The organism is Rheinheimera maricola (assembly GCF_016918075.2).
In the GTDB taxonomy this organism is placed as follows: domain Bacteria; phylum Pseudomonadota; class Gammaproteobacteria; order Enterobacterales; family Alteromonadaceae; genus Alishewanella; species Alishewanella maricola_A.
The window spans coordinates 21,845-40,761 of sequence record NZ_JAERPS020000003.1; the positions used below are offsets into that span (position 1 = coordinate 21,845).

Genomic DNA, 18,917 nt, shown 5'->3' on the forward strand with positions numbered 1-18,917 from the left:
ATGAGTGTCCTGTTGTCTGCTCAGCAATGGCTGGATCAAAATGGCACCAATGGCACGGCGCCCGGTTTGAGCGAATTATTATGGTATCAACGCTATACCAAAGTGCTTGATTTAACGCCGGGAATGGCGATTCAAAGCAAGCTTGCCGGTACTTACTTAGCAAAAAGCAAAGGCCGCGGTATGGAGTTTGATGAAGTGCGTCATTACCAAAGTGGTGATGACGTGCGTACCATCGATTGGCGCGTCACAGCCCGCACCGGTAAAGTGCATACCAAATTGTTCCGTGAAGAAAAAGAACGGCCGGTGTTTATCCTGACAGACTTGGGCAACAGCATGCGTTTTGGCTCAACATTGTTGTTTAAATCCGTTCAGGCAGCGCACTTAGCGGCGTTAATTGCCTGGCATGTCAAGCAGCGTGGCGATAAATTGGGTGGCCTGGTTTTTAGCCAGCAACAACACGTTGAACTAAAGCCACAGAGCAGAAGCCATGGTGTATTACGCTATTTTCATGCCCTAACCGCAGTACACGAAAATACCGACAGCTCGCGCGGCTTAAACATAAATGAAGCATTAAGTCAGCTGCGTCGCCTGGTGCGGCCTGGCAGCATGGTTTACATCTTGTCTGACTTTACCGATTTTAATCAACATGGTTTGCGTCATATTCGCGCGATTCGACAGCACAACGAGGTTACCTGTTGTGCCATCACCGATCCGCTGGATCTGATGCTACCTGAAACCAGCAAGGGGCTGGCCGCCGTAAGTGATGGCGCCAACACCGGCTATCTTGAACTAGGCAGTCAGGCACTTAAACAACGCTATGCCAACCAGCAACATGCGTTTCAGCAACAATTACAACTACATATCAGTCAGTTAGGGTGTAAATGGTTGCCAGTAAGTGCTGCCGAACCGGTATTAAGCCAACTGGAGAGAAAGTGGTATGGCTGAGACGCAATCAGCGCTGGAGCAACTGGCCGACATCAGTGAACCAGCATTGGTATCAAATTTTGCTTTGGCCCCTGTGTGGTGGTTTGTGCTGGTATTATCGTTAGCCGGCTTGTTATATCTGGCACTGAGCTATTATTGGCGCTGGCGTCATCTGGCGGCAAAGCGCGAAGCATTAAAACTGTTGGAGCTTATCTCACTGCAGCCAGATGCCGCATCACAGATTAACCAACTACTTAAACGGGTGTTACGACATTATCAGCCAACACATACCGCATTAAACCTAAGCGGTGCAGCCTGGCAAGACTGGTTGGCGCAGCAACATCAACTGCCACTACCTGACTTAAGCCGCTTATTATATCAAGCACAACAAGACACAGCAGGCAACGAGTTGTTGTATCAATTTGCCAAAGCCTGGTTAACCGCTTATCGGGGCGAAGCGCCGGCACCTCAGTCGCAACAACACCCCGAGGGGCTGCACCATGCTTGATTTTGGTTATCCCTGGCTAGCCCTGGTTGTTCTGGCGCCGTTATTATTCAGAATAAAGCGCCAGGCTCAATCTGACGCGGCGCTGACACTACCGGCATTGGCCAAACTAAGTCATGACCGGCAACAACCCGGACATAACCGTTTTAGCTTACATTCACTATTAGCGCTGGCAATCTGGCTGTTGCTGGTTCTTGGTGCTATGCAACCGCGCTGGCTGGGCGAGCCTATTACCCTACCGCAACAGGGCCGAGATCTGATGCTGGCATTAGATTTATCTGGCTCGATGGAAATCGCCGATATGCAGTATAAGGGGCAAAACATAATTCGCCTGGATGCGGTAAAAAGTGTCGTCAGCGATTTTATTCAACGCCGCCAAGGCGATCGTATCGGGTTAATTTTATTTGCCGATGCCGCCTATCAACAAACACCTCTTACCTTTGACCGTGTTACCGTGCAAAAAATGCTGGATGACAGCGTACTGCGTTTAGTGGGCACCCGCACCGCCATTGGCGAAGCTATAGGTTTGGCGGTAAAACGGCTAAATACCTACGCCAGTTCCAACAAAGTGCTTATTCTACTTAGTGACGGTGCCAACACGGCAGGTAATATCCAACCGCTTGAAGCGCTACAACTGGCTAAAGCTGCCGGCGTGAAAATTCACACCGTCGGTGTTGGCGCCGATCAAATGATACAACAAAGCGTTTTTGGCCGGCGCGTGGTTAATCCTTCACAAGACTTGGACGAACGTTTACTCACCCAATTGGCAGAGGATACCGGCGGCCGTTATTTTCGCGCCCGTGATCTGAATGAACTCAACCAGATTTATCAACTGATCGACCAATTGGAACCGATAGAACGTGACAATCTTACCTACCGCCCACAGCGCAGCCTGCTGCACTGGCCTATTGGTTTAGCGCTATTGCTATCTTTTGTGCTGGCGGCGCGTAACATTAACTGGCGTGGAGTACTAAAACATGCTGGCTGACCTGCATTTTTTACGGCCCTGGTGGTTGCTGGCAGCCCTGCCAGTGTTGTTATTAGCCCTGTTATTATATTTTCACCGTCGGGAACAAAGCCCGTGGCACAGCCTGATTGCAGCGCATTTACAACCCATTTTACTTGGTGGCCAGCTACTGGTTAAGAAGCAACCTCTGGCGCTGCCCCTACTGTTACTGTGTTGGCTGGTAACAACCGTTGCGCTGGCCGGGCCCAGCTGGCAAAAACTGCCTCAGCCGGCCTTTGCTCTGAAAAAAGCCACGGTATTGGTGTTAGATATGTCGATGTCGATGCGCGCAAACGATATGGCACCAGATCGACTGACACAACAACGTTTTGCGGCGTTAGATTTTGCTGCGCAATTAAAAGAAGGTGAGCTGGCACTAGTGAGCTTTGCCGGTGATGCCTTCGTTATTTCACCGTTGACGCCGGATCACAACAATATTGCCTTATTGATCCCCGATCTAAAACCTGAAATTATGCCGGTGCAAGGCTCAAATTTACTTTCCGCTTTGCAGCAAGCCGATAAACTGCTGCGCCAGGCTGGTTACCTAAGAGGCGACGTTGTGGTATTTACCGATGGCTTTGACAGCAACAGCTACCGTGACATACAAGATTTGCTGAATAGCTGGCCACATCGATTGTCGGTTTTAGGCTTTGGCACGGCTGATGGCGCCCCCATAAAACTGGAAAACAACGAGCTGCTTAAAGACGCCCGGGGTGCGGTTGTCTTGGCTAAATTACCACAAGCTCAGTTAGCAACCCTGGCCAAACGTAGCGGCGGCGTGTATCAGCAAGCCGACAGCAGTGGCCGGGCATTACAAGCCCTACTCAATATACCGGCCTTATCGGCGTTAGATCAGGCTGACAGCACAACGCAAATACAAGGCGACCAATGGCAAGACAATGCGATTTATTTGATCTGGTTATTGTTGCCCCTAATACTATTGCAGCGAAAGTACAGCAGTTTATTAGCCATAACAGCGGTGATGCTGCTGCCCCGCCCGGCCGAAGCATTTGAATGGCGCGATCTGTGGCAAACCCAGCAGCAACAGGCACAACAAGATTACGCCAATGGCAATTATGCTGACGCAAAACGCAAATTCAATGACCCCTTGTGGCAAGGCAATGCGGCTTATCGTAACGGCGATTTTCAAGCGGCAGAACAAGCTTACCGGCTGGCTACAACGCAAAGCACAGACGCTGCGGCATGGCATAATTTGGGCAATAGTCTGGCACAACAACAACGCTATGAAGAGGCCTTAGCTGCTTATCAACAGGCGCTTGAGCTTAACAGTGCTGATGCTGCCGCACAGCATAATGCCAACTTAATGCAACAATTGCTGCAACAACAAGAACAGCAAAAACAAGACCAACAGCAAAAAGGCCAGCAGCCAAAAGAAGGCGAACAGCAAAAAGGCGAGGATGGTGAACAACAAGACTCCGAGCAACCATCGCAAAGCGACGAAAACAACGACAGTGATGACAATGAAGATGGCCAGGCACCGCAGCAAAATGAATCACAAGATGCACAGCAAGATACCGAGGCCGAGACTGAACAACAAGCCGAAATGCAACCTATGCCGCAACAAGAAACTGATAACGAAGCTGAACAACAGCAGCAAATTCAGGCCGTGCAAGAAGCCTGGCCAAACGCAACCGAAGAGGAACAACAGCAGTTGGATAATTTGCTACGAAAAGTGCAGGACGACCCAGCCCTGTTGTTGCGCAACAAAATGTATTTAGAGTATTTAAAACGCCAACAGCAGCGTTTACCCAAAGGAGTTGATGAACAATGGTAAGAAGTGTTTTGCTGGTTTTACTTCTGCTGGCCTTGCCACTGGAGGCTATCACCCAACTCAGTGCCAGCGTGGATAAGAATCCGGTGCTACAAGGCGAAGCGGTAACACTTGAAGTTAGGGCGGATGGCCGATTAGCCGCTGACGCCATCAATTTTAGCGTGCTGGAGCACGATTTTACCGTTATGGTTCCCTCGATCAATTTCAGCAAACAAGATTTTAATGGCCAGGTTAGTCAGAGCACCAGCTGGAAAGTTGTACTATTAGCCAAGCAAACCGGCCAATTCACCATTCCCGCTTTTACCGTAGATGGCTTAAGTACAGCGCCCATCAACTTGCAAGTGCTGGCAGCACCAGCAACGCAAAACGACAACAACCCTGAATTGTTTTTACAAGCAAGCATCGAGCAAACAAGCTTGTACGTACAACAGCTCAGTTATTATCAGGTTACTATTTACTTTAACGGTGATTTACAACGCGGCTCGTTGTCTGAGCCGGCATTAGAAGGTGCCAGCCTGGTGCAGGTGGGCCAGGACAGCGATGGCAGTGAATTGGTAAATGGTATCCGTTATCGCACTATTAGCCGCCGCTATGCGATTATTCCACAGCGCAGTGGCAACTTTACTATCGCCCCACCGACGTTTAGCGGTGAAATGATCGATCGCGACAGTGCGCGGTACAATTATTTTGCTCGTACCAAAACGGTGGTACAGCAGGCCCAACCTATTGATATTAGTGTGCAGCCCATTCCGGAACAATTCCCAGGCACCTGGCTTATTGCCGGCCTGGTGACATTAAATGAAGAATGGAGCCCTGATATTACCCAGTTAAAACAAGGAGAGCCGGTAACCCGCACTATTACGCTGTCAGCGGTAGATGTGGCGGACAACCAGTTACCTGAGCTACAACAAGGCTTTCCTGATGGTTTAAGGCTTTACCAAGAGCAGCCTCAGAGCAAAAGTGCCCAGCGTAGTGGCAGGCTGGTAGCGCAAAAAGTGTTTACTACCGCCGTTATTGCGAACAAAGCCGGCGAACTTGAGCTGCCAGAGGTGGTTATTCCCTGGTGGAACAGCCAGACCAATCAGCTCGATTATGCCCGGCTACCGGCCCGCACCCTTACAGTTAGCGCTGCAGCGGGCAATTCACCACAAAGCGCAGACTCGGCTACGCGGTCTGAGCAAACCGCTGCATCAACTAACGCGGCACAAACCTTATTTACACAGCAAGCAGTAACTGCCTGGCAATGGAATTACCTTACCAGTCTAATTACTGCGCTTTGGTTGACTACGCTAGGTGTTTTTTATCTGCTGTGGCAGCGTAAAGTACCCGCTAAAACGCTGAATACGGTGGCTAGCAGAGTGAAATTCGACCATAGCAAACTCAAGCAAGCTTGTAAGCAAAACAACGCCACGGCAGCCAAAGCTGAACTGCTGCGCTTTGCTCATCAACAATTGGATCAGCGTTGCCAGTCAATATCACAGTTTTGTACATTAATTAATGACGCAAGCTTAATAGCGCAGTTGCATGATCTGAACGCCACCTTGTACAGCAACAATCATGCAGACTGGCAAGGCCAAGCCTTATGGCAAAGTTGGCAGCAATATCATCTGGCTAAAACGGATAAGCCAACTAGTGCGGCGCTGACACCGCTATACCCGCAGTAAGTTTTTATTGGTGCCGATTTAACCCTTTACTGCCACCTGCAGACACTAACGGCTGGTAAGCCTGGGCACAAGTTGTTAGCATAACAACGTCAACCTGATCCTGTATCAGGTTATTTTTTATGCTGATTTTTGCTTAGACTCGTGTTAAGCAAAGCTCAGATGCTTGTAAAAGGAGAAACTGTTTTGGAAACAGGCGCAATTATTTCATTAGCTTTGTATTTTATTGTCATGTTGGCCATAGGCTTATATGGCTATAAAACTTCTACCAGTGACGTTTCCGGTTATATGCTGGGCGGCCGCAAACTGGGTCCCTGGGTTACCGCGCTATCCGCCGGTGCATCAGACATGAGCGGCTGGATGCTATTGGGCGTGCCAGGAGCGATGTATATCTCAGGCTTAAGCAGTGCCTGGATAGCGGTAGGCTTGCTTGTCGGTGCTCTGCTTAACTACTTAATTGTTGCGCCCAGGCTGCGGGTGTACACCGAAGTGGCAAATGATTCCATTACCCTACCCGATTACTTTGAAAATCGCTTCGCTGACAAAACCCGCTTGTTACGGGTGGTATCTTCGGTGGTAATCGTTATTTTCTTTACCCTTTATACCTCTTCTGGCGTGGTGGGTGGCGGTAAGTTATTTGAAAGTTCTTTCGGCTTAAGCTACGAGCTGGGGTTATATGTTACCGCCGGCGTTGTCGTCGCCTATACACTATTTGGTGGTTTTACTGCTGTCAGCATTACTGACTTCGTTCAGGGCTGTATTATGTTTATTGCCTTGATATTGGTACCGTTGGTGGCTATTGATCATCTGGGAGGATTTAGCTCTGTTTACTCGCAGGTGAGCGCAGTAAACAGTGATTTTTTTGCCCCCTTTGTCGATGCCAGTAGCGGCCAGACACTTACAGTGCTAGGAATAATTTCGCTATTGTCCTGGGGTTTTGGCTATTTCGGCCAGCCACATATCATAGTGCGCTTTATGGCTATTCGCTCGGTAAAAGATATAAAAGCTGCGCGGCGTATCGGCATGAGCTGGATGCTAATTACCATTATTGGCGCCGTTATGACAGGCCTGGTGGGTATAGCCTATGTTGCCAATACCAAAATGACCTTAACTGATCCGGAAACCATCTTTATTGTCTTTTCACAATTTCTGTTTCATCCATTAATTTCAGGCTTCTTATTGGCAGCAATTTTGGCCGCTATCATGAGTACCATTTCGTCACAATTGCTGGTGACATCCAGCTCATTGACTGAAGACTTTTACAAAGCCTTTGTTAAGCGTGATGCCAGCCAGCGTGAACTGGTATTTATTGGTCGGTTATCGGTGCTATTAGTCGCTTTAGTGGCGATTGGGCTGGCATATGACCGCAACAGTTCCATTCTTTCGCTGGTAAGTAATGCTTGGGCTGGATTTGGCGCAGCATTTGGTCCACTGGTGGTATTGAGCCTGTATTGGCAACGCATGACCTTTGCCGGCGCGCTCAGCGGTATTATAACGGGTGCTGCCACAGTATTGTTCTGGATATACGCACCGGTTTTAGCCGATGGCGCAGCGCTTAGCAGCCTGGTATACGAAATAGTACCAGGCGTAATTGTTAGCACGCTGAGTATTATTATTGTTAGTAATCTATCAACAGCACCAGCAGAACCTGTTAAACAGCTGTTCCGGCAAATGCTAAATAAACTGCAACAAAGCTGACCACTTTATACTTTTTGCAGTTTAGCCGGGGGAAGAGCAGAAACTTGTATCCCCCGGCCGTAGTTATTTGCTAAATTATTGTTTTGAGATTTCATTTTGAGACCGACCTGATATGTATTTCTATGCAGCTCGCCAACCTATATTAGACCGTGACAAAAATTTGTATGCTTATGAACTGTTGTTCAGGGATGGCCTTGAAAATGCTTTTCCAGATATTGATGGTGACGAAGCAACATCACGGATGGTTGAAGGCAGCCAATTCAGTTTCGGCCTGGAAGATTTTCTCGGCGACAAACCCGGTTTTATTAACTTCACCCTGGATACACTGATAAAAAAGTATCCCAGCATGCTGCCCAAAGAACAGGTGGTGGTGGAAATACTAGAAACAGTACAACCTGGCAAACGCTTACTGGCTGAATGTCAGCATTTAAAAGAAAAAGGCTATATATTAGCTCTTGATGACTATATTCATCAGCCGGTATGGCGTCATTTTTATCCGGTAATCGATATTATCAAAGTTGATTTTCGGTCCACCTCTACCGATACCATTAACGAGATAAAAACCGCTATTGCCGCGTTTCCCCATATCCAATTATTGGCAGAAAAAGTTGAAACCAATGAAGAGTTTCAGTTGGCACTGGATTTAGGCTTTAGTTATTTCCAGGGTTACTTTTTCTCTAAACCGGAAATGATGCAAAGTAAGGCCTTGTCACCGGCGCAAATGACGTTGGCTGAGCTGCTGTATGAAACATCAAAGTCTGATCTTGACTTAGGTAAAATAACCGAAGTTTTTCAAAGAGATGTGCATTTATCCTACAAATTATTGCGTTACAGCAACTCGGCTGTATTTAAACGACGTGCGGAGATCGAGACGATCAAACAGGCCCTGGTGGTATTAGGCCAAGTTGAACTGAAAAAATTTCTATCATTGTTATTCACCGCACAAATTAGTAGTGACAAACCAGCCGAGCTAATGCGTATGTCGATGACCCGGGCGCGTTTTGCTGAAGGGATTGCCCAGCTGCACGGCAAAGTTGATATCGCTAAGGCATTCCTAACCGGCATGATGTCACTGATGGATGCTATCTTGGATGAGCCGATAGAAAGCGTAATGAACAAATTACCACTGGCAAAAGAAATTAAAGATGCGTTGGTAGAGCGTACAGGTGTACTGGCTGACTACGTGCAATTGATCGAACATTACGAAAAAGGCCAATGGCAAGAAGCGAGCACCAGCATAGAGCAGCTAAAGCTTCCCAGCGATAAAGTACCAGACGCCTATCATACGGCTGTACAATGGGCTAACGAGCAAATGAATGCCCTTGGCGATTAACGCCAAGGGTATGTCTAATTAGTTGAAGCTAAGATAAGGCCCAATTTTAGCGGCAAGTTTATCGCCGATTCCTTTTACCTGCGTTAACTGAGACTGATCTGATATTGGGCCGTTTTGTGCAATATAGTCCAAAACTGCCTGGGCTTTTTTCTGGCCCAAACCAGGGATTGCATCAAGTTGCTCTAGCGTGGCACTGTTAATGTTTATTTTTTGCACGCTATGCGCTGCTGCACTTGCAGTAGTAATTTCATTTTTCGGTTTAGCTTGTGCTAAACATTGGTTAGCCGTTAATGTTAATAACGTGATCCCGGCTGCTATAACGAATTGTTTCATAATATCATCCTTTTAAAATTCTCCGCTCCCTGAAGACTCCTCATACTCCAGCCTACTTATCGGCGATTGGCAATTACACCGTTAGTTAAGCTACTCAATCAGCATCGGAGATATCATATCGCCAATACTTATCAAGTTAGCCAATTAATTCACATATGCAAATTTAAATTAACTTTTTCACTCAATTTAATTAGCGTTAACATTCAGCGCTAATTAAGACAACAGCCACTAAGCTACTGAACATACCTATAATAATGTATGCCAAGTATCTGATTTTTCTATTAAGGTTATAGACCAATTTTGTTTATTGCCGCTGTATTAATAGTTCGGTACAGTACTGCTGATATTTTTTGGAGAGAACCATGCTACGACACAAGGTACTCGTGTTACTTACTGTAATGTTGTTAACATCAACATTAAGCAGCGCTGCACTGGCGATGACATCACCGAAAAGACCTGCGGTAACCAAAGAGCAGGCTGCACAGTTAGCCCAACAGCGCTACCCGGGTAAAATCGTTAAGGTTCAGACAGAACAACAGTTTTACCGTATCAGGTTACTACAATCCGATGGTCGCGTTATTACAGTGTTAGTTGACGGTCGCACCGGCCGCGTACAAAGGGAAGGAAATTAATGCGCTTACTCGTTGTTGAAGATGAAAACTTGCTGGCACAACAAATTAAAGAACAATTACAACAGCAGCAGTTCAGTGTTGATGTGGCAACAGATGGCGATGACGGCTGGTTTAAGTTGTCAGAATATCCGTATGATCTCGCGATTATTGATATTGGTCTGCCGAAAATGGATGGTTTATCTTTAATCCGTAAAGCGCGGCAAAAAGCACTAAAAACACCAATAATTGTGCTCACCGCGCGAGGTAGCTGGCAAGAAAAAGTCGAAGGGCTTGATGCCGGCGCCGACGACTATCTGACAAAGCCGTTTCATACTGAAGAGTTGCTGGCGCGTTGCAATGCGCTAATCCGCAGGGCTGCTGGCCAGCCAGAACCTACATTATCTGCCGGCCCTATTGCACTGAATAGCCGTACCCAGCAAGTTTGGGTACGTGAAGATGAAATTAGCCTAACCGCATATGAGTACAAAGTGCTGGAATATTTTATGCTCAACCCAAACAAAGTCATCTCAAAAACAGAGTTGACTGAGCATATCTATGATCAGGATTTTGATTTGGACAGCAACGTGATTGAAGTGTTTGTATTACGGCTGCGGAAAAAGCTTGACCCTGCCGGTGATATTAAACCGATTGAAACATTGCGAGGCCGTGGTTACCGCTTCACCATGATTGTTGCCTGATATGGCACTGTCATTAAAACTGCGGCAACTGCTTATTAGCGTGTTCTTAATGTTGTTGCTGTTGCCGAGTTCATTTTTTGCCATAGAGCGTGCATTTTACACGCAGCTATTAACCAGTACCGAGCAGAAGCTTGAAGTACATATGTACGCCATGCTATCCGAACTCCGTGTTACAGAAGACAAAGTTGAACTCTCATCCAATACATTGGCACCAGATTTTTACCGTCCAGACTCCGGCCTAAGCGCCTATGTAACGCATGAACAACAGCTGGTTTGGCAATCAGACTCTTCATTAAACCAAAACTTTGTTCCACCAAACGATATTTTGCCACCTGGCGAGCATTTATTTCGGGCCGTAGAACAACACGGCACCCAGTACTGGGTGCTGTCTATTTCTTTGCTGTTCGATGCCGAAGACTACACCCGACCACTAAGTGTGCATGTGGTGCAGACCGATCAGCGGCTTATTGCGCCGCAACAGAGTTTCCGAGCTACCCTGCTAAGATGGTTTGTTGGTATTAGCTTTATGCTGTTGTTGTTAATGCTATTGGCGTATTACTGGACAACAAAACCACTTTCACGCCTGGATAATGAAATTCGTCGGGTAGAAGATGGCAGCCAGGATCAATTGGTAGGCCGTTATCCGGCGGAGCTTAGCATTATAAAAGAAGATCTTAATTTGTTATTACAAAACCAAAACCGGCAGAAACAACGCTACCGTCATCATCTGAGTGATTTAGCTCATGCATTAAAAACACCGGTTGCGGTATTACAAACGTCAGCATTAAGCCAGCAACCCGAGTTAAAAGAGCAGCTAGACCGCATTACCGGCATGATCGAGCATCAGTTGAAGCGAGCCAGCAGCTCAGGCCAGGATATCTGGAAAAAGCAAATTGCGATTAGACCATTATTAGACAAGCTAACAAGCGCACTGCAGAAAATTTATCGCGATAAAACGATTATAATCAGCGTAAACTGTGCCGAAAACGCCATGTTTCGTGGTGACGAAACCGACTTAATGGAAATTCTGGGTAACCTGCTCGACAACGCCTGCAAAGCTTGCAAACAACACGTGCAAGTGAATGTCACTGAGCGGCCGCTTGGCTTATGTATCGAAGATGATGGTCCGGGGGTGCCCACAGCACAGCGTCGGCAACTATTTGAGCGTGGTACCCGACTCGACACCTATAAAGAAGGCCACGGCGTTGGACTAGCCATTGTTGCAGAGCTGGTAGAGTCCTACTCCGGCGAACTGCATTTAGATGACAGCGAGCTCGGTGGCGCACGATTTGCCGTGCAATTTGTCCAATAGTATTCTCAGATACAGGCTGATCCCCTGGCGCTGCCATAACGTAAACTAACGTCATACTCATTAACTTAAGTTGGAAGCTTGCTGATGCAATTAAACAACCCTGCAGTGATAAAAATAAAAAACCTGCGTCTTCGTACCTATATTGGCATAAAAGATGACGAAATAAACAACAAGCAAGACGTGGTGATTAACGCCAAAATTCATTACAGCGCCAATGATGCAGCTAACAGTGATGACATGGATAAAGCACTGAACTACCGCACTATTACTAAAAAAATAATTGCACTTGTTGAACAACAGCGCTTTTCACTACTGGAAAAGTTAACGGCAGATGTACTGGCTTTGGCCGCAGAGCATCCCTCGGTGCACTATGCCGAAGTCGAAATTGATAAACCTTACGCATTACGTTTTGCTGACTCGGTATCACTGACGCTGTCGGTGAATAAATAGCGCTATACTTTACGCTTGTTTAACGACAAGCGTGCTATCTGTCGTTCGATGCCAGTCAAAGTGAATTAACCCATGAATATCCTAATAACCGGCGGCACAGGTTTAATCGGCAGCGCATTAATTGATCGTTGGCACCTGCAGCATCAACTTATTGTGCTAACACGCAGCGTTGCCAAAGCCACACATCTTGCACAAAAAGTGCAACTGGTGGCATCGTTAAAGCAGGTTGATTTTAACCAGCTTGATGCAGTTATCAACCTCGCTGGTGAGCCAATAGTAGGCAAACGCTGGAGTGCACCACAAAAACGACAGCTTTGTGATAGCCGCTGGCTATTAACACAACAAGTAGTTAGTGCCATAAGTGCTGCGGCTACACCGCCCAAAGTACTTATCAGCGGTTCAGCCATAGGCGTTTATGGCCGCCAGCAGCAACAAGTGATTGATGAGCATTTCGACCAGTATTATCCTGAGTTTGCCTCAGAACTTTGTCAGATTTGGGAGCAGGACGCTCTTGCTGCGCAATCCGCACAAACACGCGTATGCTTATTACGCACCGGTATAGTGCTGGCCAAACAGGCCGGCGCGCTGAAAAAAATGTTGCCCGCTTTCAAGGCAGGATTGGGCGGCCCTATTGGTGATGGTAAGCAATATATGTCATGGATCCATATCGATGATATGGTGCGTATCATCGATATGTTGTTACATCAATCAGACTTGCAGGGTGCCATAAATGCAACGGCGCCTGAGCCGGTAACTAATGCCGCTTTTGCGCAACAGTTAGCTAAAGTACTGCATCGTCCCGCTATCTTACCTATGCCGGCATGGCTGTTAAAAATACTGTTAGGGGAAATGGCCGACTTGTTGATCACCGGACAGCGGGTTATGCCAGCGAAACTGCTGGCGGCAGGTTTTCATTTTAACTATGCAGCACTTCCGCAGGCGCTAACTGCACTGCTTGATTAGCCGCACAGTGCTGTTAGCGCTATTACAAAAGCATTGCCTACCCTTGTAATACCTTTCGCATCAACTCTGCGCCAGGGATGCGCAGTAAGCGCTTCAACTGCCACCAGCCTAATACAGTTACCACCAACACACCTAGCAATGGCCCTAACAACCATAAGTTGTAATGTAACTGAAACGGCAGATTAAATACGCGTTGCTGTACGATAAGCAGCATCAACTCGGCCAGTATGGTAGCGAAGGAGCCCGCCATCAGCCCCAATAACGCAAACTCCAATACCAGAGCATTGCGCAAAAATGCATACTGAGCCCCCAAGGTTCGCAATATCGCCAACTCCTGTTCACGCTGCTCCAATGTAGCCTGCACCTGAGCTACCAAAACCAGCACAGCGGCAAGACAAATAATCAGTAGAATAAAGCTTAATGCGACAGTAACCTGTTCGATAATGTCATTAACCTGCTTAATAATGTTATCAACGCTTATCACCGTTACCGTTGGCATTAAGCGTGCCAGTTGGTTCAGCACAATACCGCGCTCGGCATCAAGATAAAATGCCGTGATGTATGTTGCCGGAAAACTCGCTAGCAAGTCTGGGCTCAATATCATGTAAAAATTGGGCTGCAGACTGTTCCAATCTACTTTACGAATACTGCTAATCGTAGCACTTAGCTGTTGGCCTCCAATGGAGAAAGCCAACTCATCACCCAGCATTAGTGCCAGCCTCTCAGCTAATTCAGCCTCTACGGACACCTGGCCAGTTGCCTCGGCGCCAAACCAGTTACCACTGACAACCTGATTATTATCCGGCAGCGCAGACAACCACGTTAAATTAAGCTCGCGGCCTACCCCAACCCGCTGATCGCTGCGATCTTCCTTGCTCGCCTCTTGCAACAGTTGCTCATCGTTAATTGACATTAGTCTGCCCCGTACAACCGGGTAGTAATTGTCCAGTTGCAACTGATGGGTCAGGGCAAATTGATCTAATTGGAGTCGCTGTTGCTCGGTAATATTGACCAAAAATTGATTCGGTGCTCCGACAGGTATTTGTCTTTGCCACTGCCCAATTAATTCGGCGCGCAAAAAGTACAGTAGCAACGCCAGAAAAATAGCCAGGCTAAAGGTGATCAATTGAAAGCTATTCGCCCACAATCGACGACGTAAATTCGCCAGAGCCAAACGTCTGGCACTGCTTTGGCCTGCCGCTACAGGCTTTGCCATCCGCACCAGCAACGCGGCTACAGCCATCAGCAAACCAGCAAACAGTGCACACAACACAAACAAGCCTAAGCTGAGAGTGAACTCACCGCTAAACAACCACATCAGGCTCCATATTGCTGCGGCCCCGGCAATCAACTGCAGTTTATCCAAACCTAATGACAGCGCCGGTTGCTTTAAAACGTCAATGGCAGCGGTTTTAGACAAGCGCCACATCGGTCTGGCTGCAAACAATAAGGCACAGATCAGGCACGTTAGTATGCCAAGCCCCAGCGGCCGCCAGCTAAATTGCGCGCGGTAGTCTGGTAAAAACTGCGCTATTCCCCAATTTGCCGCCTCGATGGCTACTTGCCCTGCTACTGCGCCAATCAATAAACTGAACAGCACTACCAAAAACAAATGGCTGCCATAAAGCAGCCGGATCTGCGCCGTAGTTGCCCCCAATGCTTTTATTACTGCAACAGACTGAGTATGTCTTTGGCTATAGCGCCCAGCAGCCACTGCAGCAGCACAGGCGGCCAACACAATACCTAACAAGCCTGCCAGCAGCAAAAAGCGCTCTGCCCGCTCCAACGCACTGCCAATAGCAGACTCAGCGTCCATTTTTTGCCAACGCTGGTGCGGCGTCATTCTAGCCGTCATATCTGTTTCAAAGCGGCTCAACTGCGCGCTATCGCCAGCAAATAAATAGCGATAACCAATACGGCTACCTGGCTGCACTATCTGGGTGGCTGGCACATCATCCAGGTGCATAATGACGCGAGGCGCCCCGCCAAATACACTAAGTGGCGCATCGGGTTCATTCACTATTACCCCTGCAACAATAAGCTGGCTCATACCCAACTCGATTTGTTGCCCTGGCACAACACCGAGCAAATCGAATAAGCGCGCCTCAATAAAAACATGCCCGCGTGTCAGGCTTGCTAAATTGCCATTGGTAACATCCGATGAATTTCTTAGTATCAATTCTCCGCGCAGCGGATAGCTGTCACTTACCGCTTTAATAGTGGACAACTGCATATTGTCTGCAGCAAACAACATTGAATCAAACTGCATTTGCCTGGCAGTCGTCAAATTATATTGCTGCGCCAAGCTAAGTACACTGTCATCAAACGGCTGAGAAGAACGCAGCACTATATCTGCCGCATTAAACTGAGCACTGCGTTGCATCAAGGCACTTTTAACGCCCTGCGTAATGCCACTTAAACTGATTACCGACGCCACGGCTAGAAACAAAGCAAAAGCAATAACCCATAACTCGCCACGTTTAAGTTCACGCCAAAACAGACGCCAGGCAATGCTAGCCCACATCAGCAATTACTCCCTCAGCGCCAACAAAACGCCCAGCCTGCATACGACACTGCCGTTGGCAACGTTGAGCCAGCTCATCATTGTGTGTAACCAAAACCAGTGTGGTGCCCTTGTCTGCATTCAGGCAAAACAATAAATCTTCAATTTTTTGTCCGGTCGCAGCATCCAGATTGGCAGACGGTTCGTCAGCAAACAGAACTGCGGGGTTGGTAATGAATGCACGCGCTATAGCAACACGTTGTTGTTCCCCGCCAGACAATTGCGCCGGATAAAAATCAGCCCTGTCGGCCAGGCCTACTTGTTGCAGTAGTGTCAGGCCACGCTGCCGGGCTTGTTTATCGCCCGCCAGTTCAGCAGGCAAAGTGACATTTTCCAGCGCGGTTAAACTTGGTAACAACAAAAATGATTGAAACACAAAGCCCACATCAGCCGCACGAATGGCTGCGCGTTGATCTTCCGACAAGGCATGCAGCGGATGCCCTGCCAGGTATACTTCGCCTGCACTTGGTGTATCAAGGCCCGCCAACAAACTTAGTAAAGTTGATTTTCCTGAACCAGACGCGCCTACAATAGCCACTGTCTCAGCGCGATTGATAGTCAGGCTAATGTCATGCAAGATAGTCAGGGAACCATCACTGACTTTAACGCTCTTAGCCAGGTTGGTCGCTTTTATATGAACTTCAGGTGTTTTCATTATGCGTATTTTCTTATTTCTGTTAATCGGATTTTTCAGTCAGGCCTGCTATGGCCAAAAACTACTCATTCTTGGCGATAGTCTCAGTGCCGCCTATGGCATGCAACAGCACCAAGGCTGGCCCTACCTGCTACAGCAACAACAGACAGAGTGGCAGTTAATCAACGCCAGTATTAGTGGTGAAACCACTGCAGGTGGATTAGCCCGCTTACCAGCACTAATACAACAACATCAACCGGACGCCATATTAATTGAGCTGGGCGGCAACGACGGTTTGCGCGGCTTTAATACCGAAATGGTAAAATCAAACCTGGCTGATATTATCAAACTGATTCAACAGCATAATGCTGTGCCTGTGTTAATGCAAATACGCATTCCACCGAATTATGGACCACGTTACAGTAAGCAATTTACAGAAATATACCCGCAGCTTGCAGAGCAGTATCAGGTGCCGTTATGGCCGTTTTTCATGGATAGTATCGCAGTTAACGCAGAGTTGATGCTGCCAGATGGCATTCATCCGAATAGTAAAGCGCAGCCGATGATCAGCGATTTTGTCGGCGGGCTGTTAGACGCGTTAGATGCCGGGTAACAGCATACGTCGCTAGCGAAGTGCGATATATATATGATTTGGGATTATATTGTGTGTGACGCGAAGTGGCGTCCCCTAGGGGATTCGAACCCCTGTTACCGCCGTGAAAGGGCGGTGTCCTAGGCCTCTAGACGAAGGGGACACAGTAACAGTAGACATTGAATGATGAAGTGGCGTCCCCTAGGGGATTCGAACCCCTGTTACCGCCGTGAAAGGGCGGTGTCCTAGGCCTCTAGACGAAGGGGACGCAAAGACATTCATTCAATCAAACATTCAGATTTATTGGCGTCCCCTAGGGGATTCGAACCCCTGTTACCGCCGTGAAAGGGCGGTGTCCTAGGCCTCTAGACGAAGGGGACGCACGGTAAAATCTTGGTGGAGCTAAGCGGGATCGAACCGCTGACCTCTTGCATGCCATGCAAGCGCTCTCCCAGCTGAGCTATAGCCCCACACAGTATGCTCTTAACTAACATTCATTAGCGCTGAACACGGGGCGCATTCTAGGGTGCCACTGAAAATGTGTCAACAGTTTTTTCTACGGCCTTTCTCGTTCGGACATTTTTTAAACGGCATGGTTATTTTGCAGGCAATAATCGTTAAATTAGTGCTTTTATAACAGCTTAGCTAGCACAACCTTATCCTTTACAACCAAGTGCGTCTTGGGGGTGGAAAAAAACCGCTCACTTTTTAACGCTAACATCGTGTTGCAGTCATTTTTTGTATAAACTAGCCCATTATTGATATACCCGCTGTTGGGTAGTTCGCTCTAGCATAAAATAAAAGGATTTATACCATGTACGAGAAGTACTACGGCTTAAAGGAAAGGCCTTTTCAGCTAACGCCTAGCTTGAACTTGTTTTATGCCAGTAAGTTGCACAAGCGTGCATTAGCGTATCTGCAATATGGGCTTAGCCAGGGCGAAGGTTTTATTGTTATTACCGGCGATGTTGGCACCGGTAAAACTACCATTGCCAATCAGTTACTAAGTCAACTTAATCAAGATGAGATTATTGCCAAGCAAATAGTCACGTCCAAACTTGAACCCGATGACCTGATTCGAATGATCGCTTCTTGTTTTAATCTGGTGGTAACAGAATATACCAAAGCCAGTTATCTCGATGCTATTTATAGTTATCTTAAGCGGCTACACGCCCAGCATCGCAGAGCGCTATTGCTAGTAGATGAAGCACAAAACCTGCCATTAGATTCGATTGAAGAACTGCGTATGTTGTCAAACTTTCAACTTAACGGCAAACCACTGCTACAAAGTTTCCTATTGGGACAAAACGAGCTCAACGCCATAATACAGGCAGAAAACATGGAGCAGTTTCGACAGCGCATTATAGCATCATCCAACCTAAGCGCCTTTCAAATTGACGACACTAAGGCTTATGTACAATACCGCTTGCAGCAAGCTGGCGGCCAGGCAGAGCTATTACAAGACGACTGCTACAGCATTATACAGCAGTACAGCCGCGGTATTCCGCGCAAAATCAATACCTTCATGGACCGGGTACTGTTGTTCGGCTATCTAGAGGAATGCCCTGTTATAACCGCAGAGCATGTGCGTACGGTACGAGATGAGTTATCGCAAGAAATTGCAAATCAGGCACCAGTAGCGGACGTAGTGCCGAAACAACATTCAAACACAGCGCCGTCTCAGGCAACGTTGAATGAGCTATCTGCGGTGCTCGACAGTGCTTTGGAGCAAAAAATTAAGATGGCGAAAGAATTGGACGCGCTATTAAAACGGCAGCAGCAGTTGTTACAGAGCCGCGATAAAGATGACAATTAGCTGTTGTCTGCCAGCACCGGGGTTAG

17 protein-coding genes and 4 tRNA genes are annotated in these 18,917 nt (G+C 47.5%); 14 read left to right on the forward strand and 7 right to left on the reverse strand.

Annotation, left to right across the window (positions count from 1 at the left end; all coding sequences use genetic code 11):
• From I4W93_RS08795 to I4W93_RS08825, 7 genes are all read left to right on the forward strand, one after another.
• Positions 1–945, forward strand: a complete 945-nt coding sequence (locus I4W93_RS08795) for a DUF58 domain-containing protein (protein WP_205313671.1) — start codon at positions 1–3, stop codon at positions 943–945.
• Positions 938–1,432: a DUF4381 domain-containing protein gene (locus I4W93_RS08800; protein ID WP_205313670.1), complete on the forward strand. Its 495-nt coding sequence runs from the start codon at positions 938–940 to the stop codon at positions 1,430–1,432. Before I4W93_RS08795 ends, I4W93_RS08800 begins: the two co-directional genes overlap by 8 nt.
• Positions 1,425–2,417, forward strand: coding sequence for a vWA domain-containing protein (locus tag I4W93_RS08805; protein ID WP_205313669.1), 993 nt, complete (start codon positions 1,425–1,427; stop codon positions 2,415–2,417). The genes I4W93_RS08800 and I4W93_RS08805 overlap by 8 nt, the downstream gene beginning before the upstream one ends.
• Positions 2,407–4,230 (forward strand): VWA domain-containing protein, encoded by a 1,824-nt coding sequence (locus I4W93_RS08810; RefSeq protein ID WP_205313668.1) that lies wholly within the window; start codon positions 2,407–2,409, stop codon positions 4,228–4,230. Before I4W93_RS08805 ends, I4W93_RS08810 begins: the two co-directional genes overlap by 11 nt.
• Entirely contained in the window at positions 4,224–5,891 is a 1,668-nt protein-coding gene (locus I4W93_RS08815) for a BatD family protein (RefSeq protein ID WP_205313667.1), read from the forward strand. Before I4W93_RS08810 ends, I4W93_RS08815 begins: the two co-directional genes overlap by 7 nt.
• A gap of 159 nt (positions 5,892–6,050) precedes the next feature.
• Positions 6,051–7,586: a sodium/proline symporter PutP gene (gene putP, locus I4W93_RS08820; RefSeq protein WP_205313666.1), complete on the forward strand. Its 1,536-nt coding sequence runs from the start codon at positions 6,051–6,053 to the stop codon at positions 7,584–7,586.
• Between the two features lie 112 nt (positions 7,587–7,698).
• Positions 7,699–8,919 (forward strand): EAL and HDOD domain-containing protein, encoded by a 1,221-nt coding sequence (locus I4W93_RS08825; RefSeq protein WP_205313665.1) that lies wholly within the window; start codon positions 7,699–7,701, stop codon positions 8,917–8,919.
• An 18-nt stretch (positions 8,920–8,937) separates the two neighbouring features.
• Here I4W93_RS08825 and I4W93_RS08830 read toward each other — a convergent pair whose 3' ends face one another.
• Positions 8,938–9,252 carry a ComEA family DNA-binding protein gene (locus tag I4W93_RS08830; RefSeq protein ID WP_205313664.1) on the reverse strand — a complete coding sequence of 105 codons (315 nt, stop codon included), beginning with the start codon at positions 9,250–9,252 and terminating at the stop codon, positions 8,938–8,940.
• Between the two features lie 362 nt (positions 9,253–9,614).
• Between I4W93_RS08830 and I4W93_RS08835 the strand changes: the two genes are divergently transcribed.
• From I4W93_RS08835 to I4W93_RS08855, 5 genes are all read left to right on the forward strand, one after another.
• Positions 9,615–9,884, forward strand: a complete 270-nt coding sequence (locus I4W93_RS08835; RefSeq protein WP_205313663.1) for a PepSY domain-containing protein — start codon at positions 9,615–9,617, stop codon at positions 9,882–9,884.
• The gene (locus I4W93_RS08840; RefSeq protein WP_205313662.1) at positions 9,884–10,561 is read left to right on the forward strand and encodes a response regulator transcription factor; all 678 of its coding nucleotides are present in this window, start codon (positions 9,884–9,886) and stop codon (positions 10,559–10,561) included. The genes I4W93_RS08835 and I4W93_RS08840 overlap by 1 nt, the downstream gene beginning before the upstream one ends.
• A gap of 1 nt (position 10,562) precedes the next feature.
• Positions 10,563–11,873 carry an ATP-binding protein gene (locus I4W93_RS08845; protein ID WP_205313661.1) on the forward strand — a complete coding sequence of 437 codons (1,311 nt, stop codon included), beginning with the start codon at positions 10,563–10,565 and terminating at the stop codon, positions 11,871–11,873.
• Positions 11,874–11,957: 84 nt separating this feature from the next.
• Positions 11,958–12,323, forward strand: a complete 366-nt coding sequence (folX, locus tag I4W93_RS08850) for a dihydroneopterin triphosphate 2'-epimerase (protein ID WP_205313660.1) — start codon at positions 11,958–11,960, stop codon at positions 12,321–12,323.
• Between the two features lie 72 nt (positions 12,324–12,395).
• Complete coding sequence (locus tag I4W93_RS08855; RefSeq protein WP_205313659.1) at positions 12,396–13,286, forward strand: TIGR01777 family oxidoreductase; 891 nt, start codon at positions 12,396–12,398, stop codon at positions 13,284–13,286.
• 37 nt (positions 13,287–13,323) lie between these two features.
• On the opposite strand, the gene I4W93_RS08860 is transcribed toward I4W93_RS08855, so the two are convergent.
• Together I4W93_RS08860 and I4W93_RS08865 are read right to left on the reverse strand one after the other, a co-directional pair.
• Positions 13,324–15,810, reverse strand: a complete 2,487-nt coding sequence (locus I4W93_RS08860; RefSeq protein ID WP_205313658.1) for an ABC transporter permease — start codon at positions 15,808–15,810, stop codon at positions 13,324–13,326.
• A complete protein-coding gene (locus I4W93_RS08865) occupies positions 15,800–16,504 on the reverse strand; it encodes an ABC transporter ATP-binding protein (protein ID WP_205313657.1) in 705 nt (234 codons plus the stop codon). Before I4W93_RS08865 ends, I4W93_RS08860 begins: the two co-directional genes overlap by 11 nt.
• A gap of 1 nt (position 16,505) precedes the next feature.
• Between I4W93_RS08865 and I4W93_RS08870 the strand changes: the two genes are divergently transcribed.
• Complete coding sequence (locus I4W93_RS08870; RefSeq protein ID WP_205313656.1) at positions 16,506–17,096, forward strand: arylesterase; 591 nt, start codon at positions 16,506–16,508, stop codon at positions 17,094–17,096.
• Positions 17,097–17,162: 66 nt separating this feature from the next.
• On the opposite strand, the gene I4W93_RS08875 is transcribed toward I4W93_RS08870, so the two are convergent.
• From I4W93_RS08875 to I4W93_RS08890, 4 genes are all read right to left on the reverse strand, one after another.
• A tRNA-Glu gene (locus I4W93_RS08875) sits at positions 17,163–17,238 on the reverse strand.
• 29 nt (positions 17,239–17,267) lie between these two features.
• A tRNA-Glu gene (locus tag I4W93_RS08880) sits at positions 17,268–17,343 on the reverse strand.
• Positions 17,344–17,379: 36 nt separating this feature from the next.
• Positions 17,380–17,455: transfer RNA gene (locus I4W93_RS08885), tRNA-Glu, on the reverse strand.
• Between the two features lie 14 nt (positions 17,456–17,469).
• Positions 17,470–17,545, reverse strand: a tRNA-Ala gene (locus I4W93_RS08890).
• A 344-nt stretch (positions 17,546–17,889) separates the two neighbouring features.
• On the opposite strand from I4W93_RS08890, the gene I4W93_RS08895 reads away from it, so the two are divergent.
• Entirely contained in the window at positions 17,890–18,891 is a 1,002-nt protein-coding gene (locus tag I4W93_RS08895; RefSeq protein WP_205311273.1) for an ExeA family protein, read from the forward strand.
• The last annotated feature ends 26 nt before the right edge of the window (positions 18,892–18,917 follow it).

Excerpts from the sequence above, each read along its gene's own strand:
- I4W93_RS08835 (WP_205313663.1), top strand. The coding sequence starts at position 9,615 with ATGCTACGACACAAGGTACTCGTGTTACTTACTGTAATGTTGTTAACA.
- I4W93_RS08815 (WP_205313667.1), top strand. The coding sequence starts at position 4,224 with ATGGTAAGAAGTGTTTTGCTGGTTTTACTTCTGCTGGCCTTGCCACTG.
- I4W93_RS08830 (WP_205313664.1), bottom strand. The coding sequence starts at position 9,252 with ATGAAACAATTCGTTATAGCAGCCGGGATCACGTTATTAACATTAACG.
- folX (WP_205313660.1), top strand. The coding sequence starts at position 11,958 with ATGCAATTAAACAACCCTGCAGTGATAAAAATAAAAAACCTGCGTCTT.
- I4W93_RS08800 (WP_205313670.1), top strand. The coding sequence starts at position 938 with ATGGCTGAGACGCAATCAGCGCTGGAGCAACTGGCCGACATCAGTGAA.
- I4W93_RS08845 (WP_205313661.1), top strand. The coding sequence starts at position 10,563 with ATGGCACTGTCATTAAAACTGCGGCAACTGCTTATTAGCGTGTTCTTA.
- I4W93_RS08825 (WP_205313665.1), top strand. The coding sequence starts at position 7,699 with ATGTATTTCTATGCAGCTCGCCAACCTATATTAGACCGTGACAAAAAT.
- I4W93_RS08870 (WP_205313656.1), top strand. The coding sequence starts at position 16,506 with ATGCGTATTTTCTTATTTCTGTTAATCGGATTTTTCAGTCAGGCCTGC.
- I4W93_RS08865 (WP_205313657.1), bottom strand. The coding sequence starts at position 16,504 with ATGAAAACACCTGAAGTTCATATAAAAGCGACCAACCTGGCTAAGAGC.
- I4W93_RS08810 (WP_205313668.1), top strand. The coding sequence starts at position 2,407 with ATGCTGGCTGACCTGCATTTTTTACGGCCCTGGTGGTTGCTGGCAGCC.
- I4W93_RS08840 (WP_205313662.1), top strand. The coding sequence starts at position 9,884 with ATGCGCTTACTCGTTGTTGAAGATGAAAACTTGCTGGCACAACAAATT.
- putP (WP_205313666.1), top strand. The coding sequence starts at position 6,051 with ATGCTTGTAAAAGGAGAAACTGTTTTGGAAACAGGCGCAATTATTTCA.
- I4W93_RS08895 (WP_205311273.1), top strand. The coding sequence starts at position 17,890 with ATGTACGAGAAGTACTACGGCTTAAAGGAAAGGCCTTTTCAGCTAACG.
- I4W93_RS08855 (WP_205313659.1), top strand. The coding sequence starts at position 12,396 with ATGAATATCCTAATAACCGGCGGCACAGGTTTAATCGGCAGCGCATTA.
- I4W93_RS08805 (WP_205313669.1), top strand. The coding sequence starts at position 1,425 with ATGCTTGATTTTGGTTATCCCTGGCTAGCCCTGGTTGTTCTGGCGCCG.
- I4W93_RS08860 (WP_205313658.1), bottom strand. The coding sequence starts at position 15,810 with ATGTGGGCTAGCATTGCCTGGCGTCTGTTTTGGCGTGAACTTAAACGT.
- I4W93_RS08795 (WP_205313671.1), top strand. The coding sequence starts at position 1 with ATGAGTGTCCTGTTGTCTGCTCAGCAATGGCTGGATCAAAATGGCACC.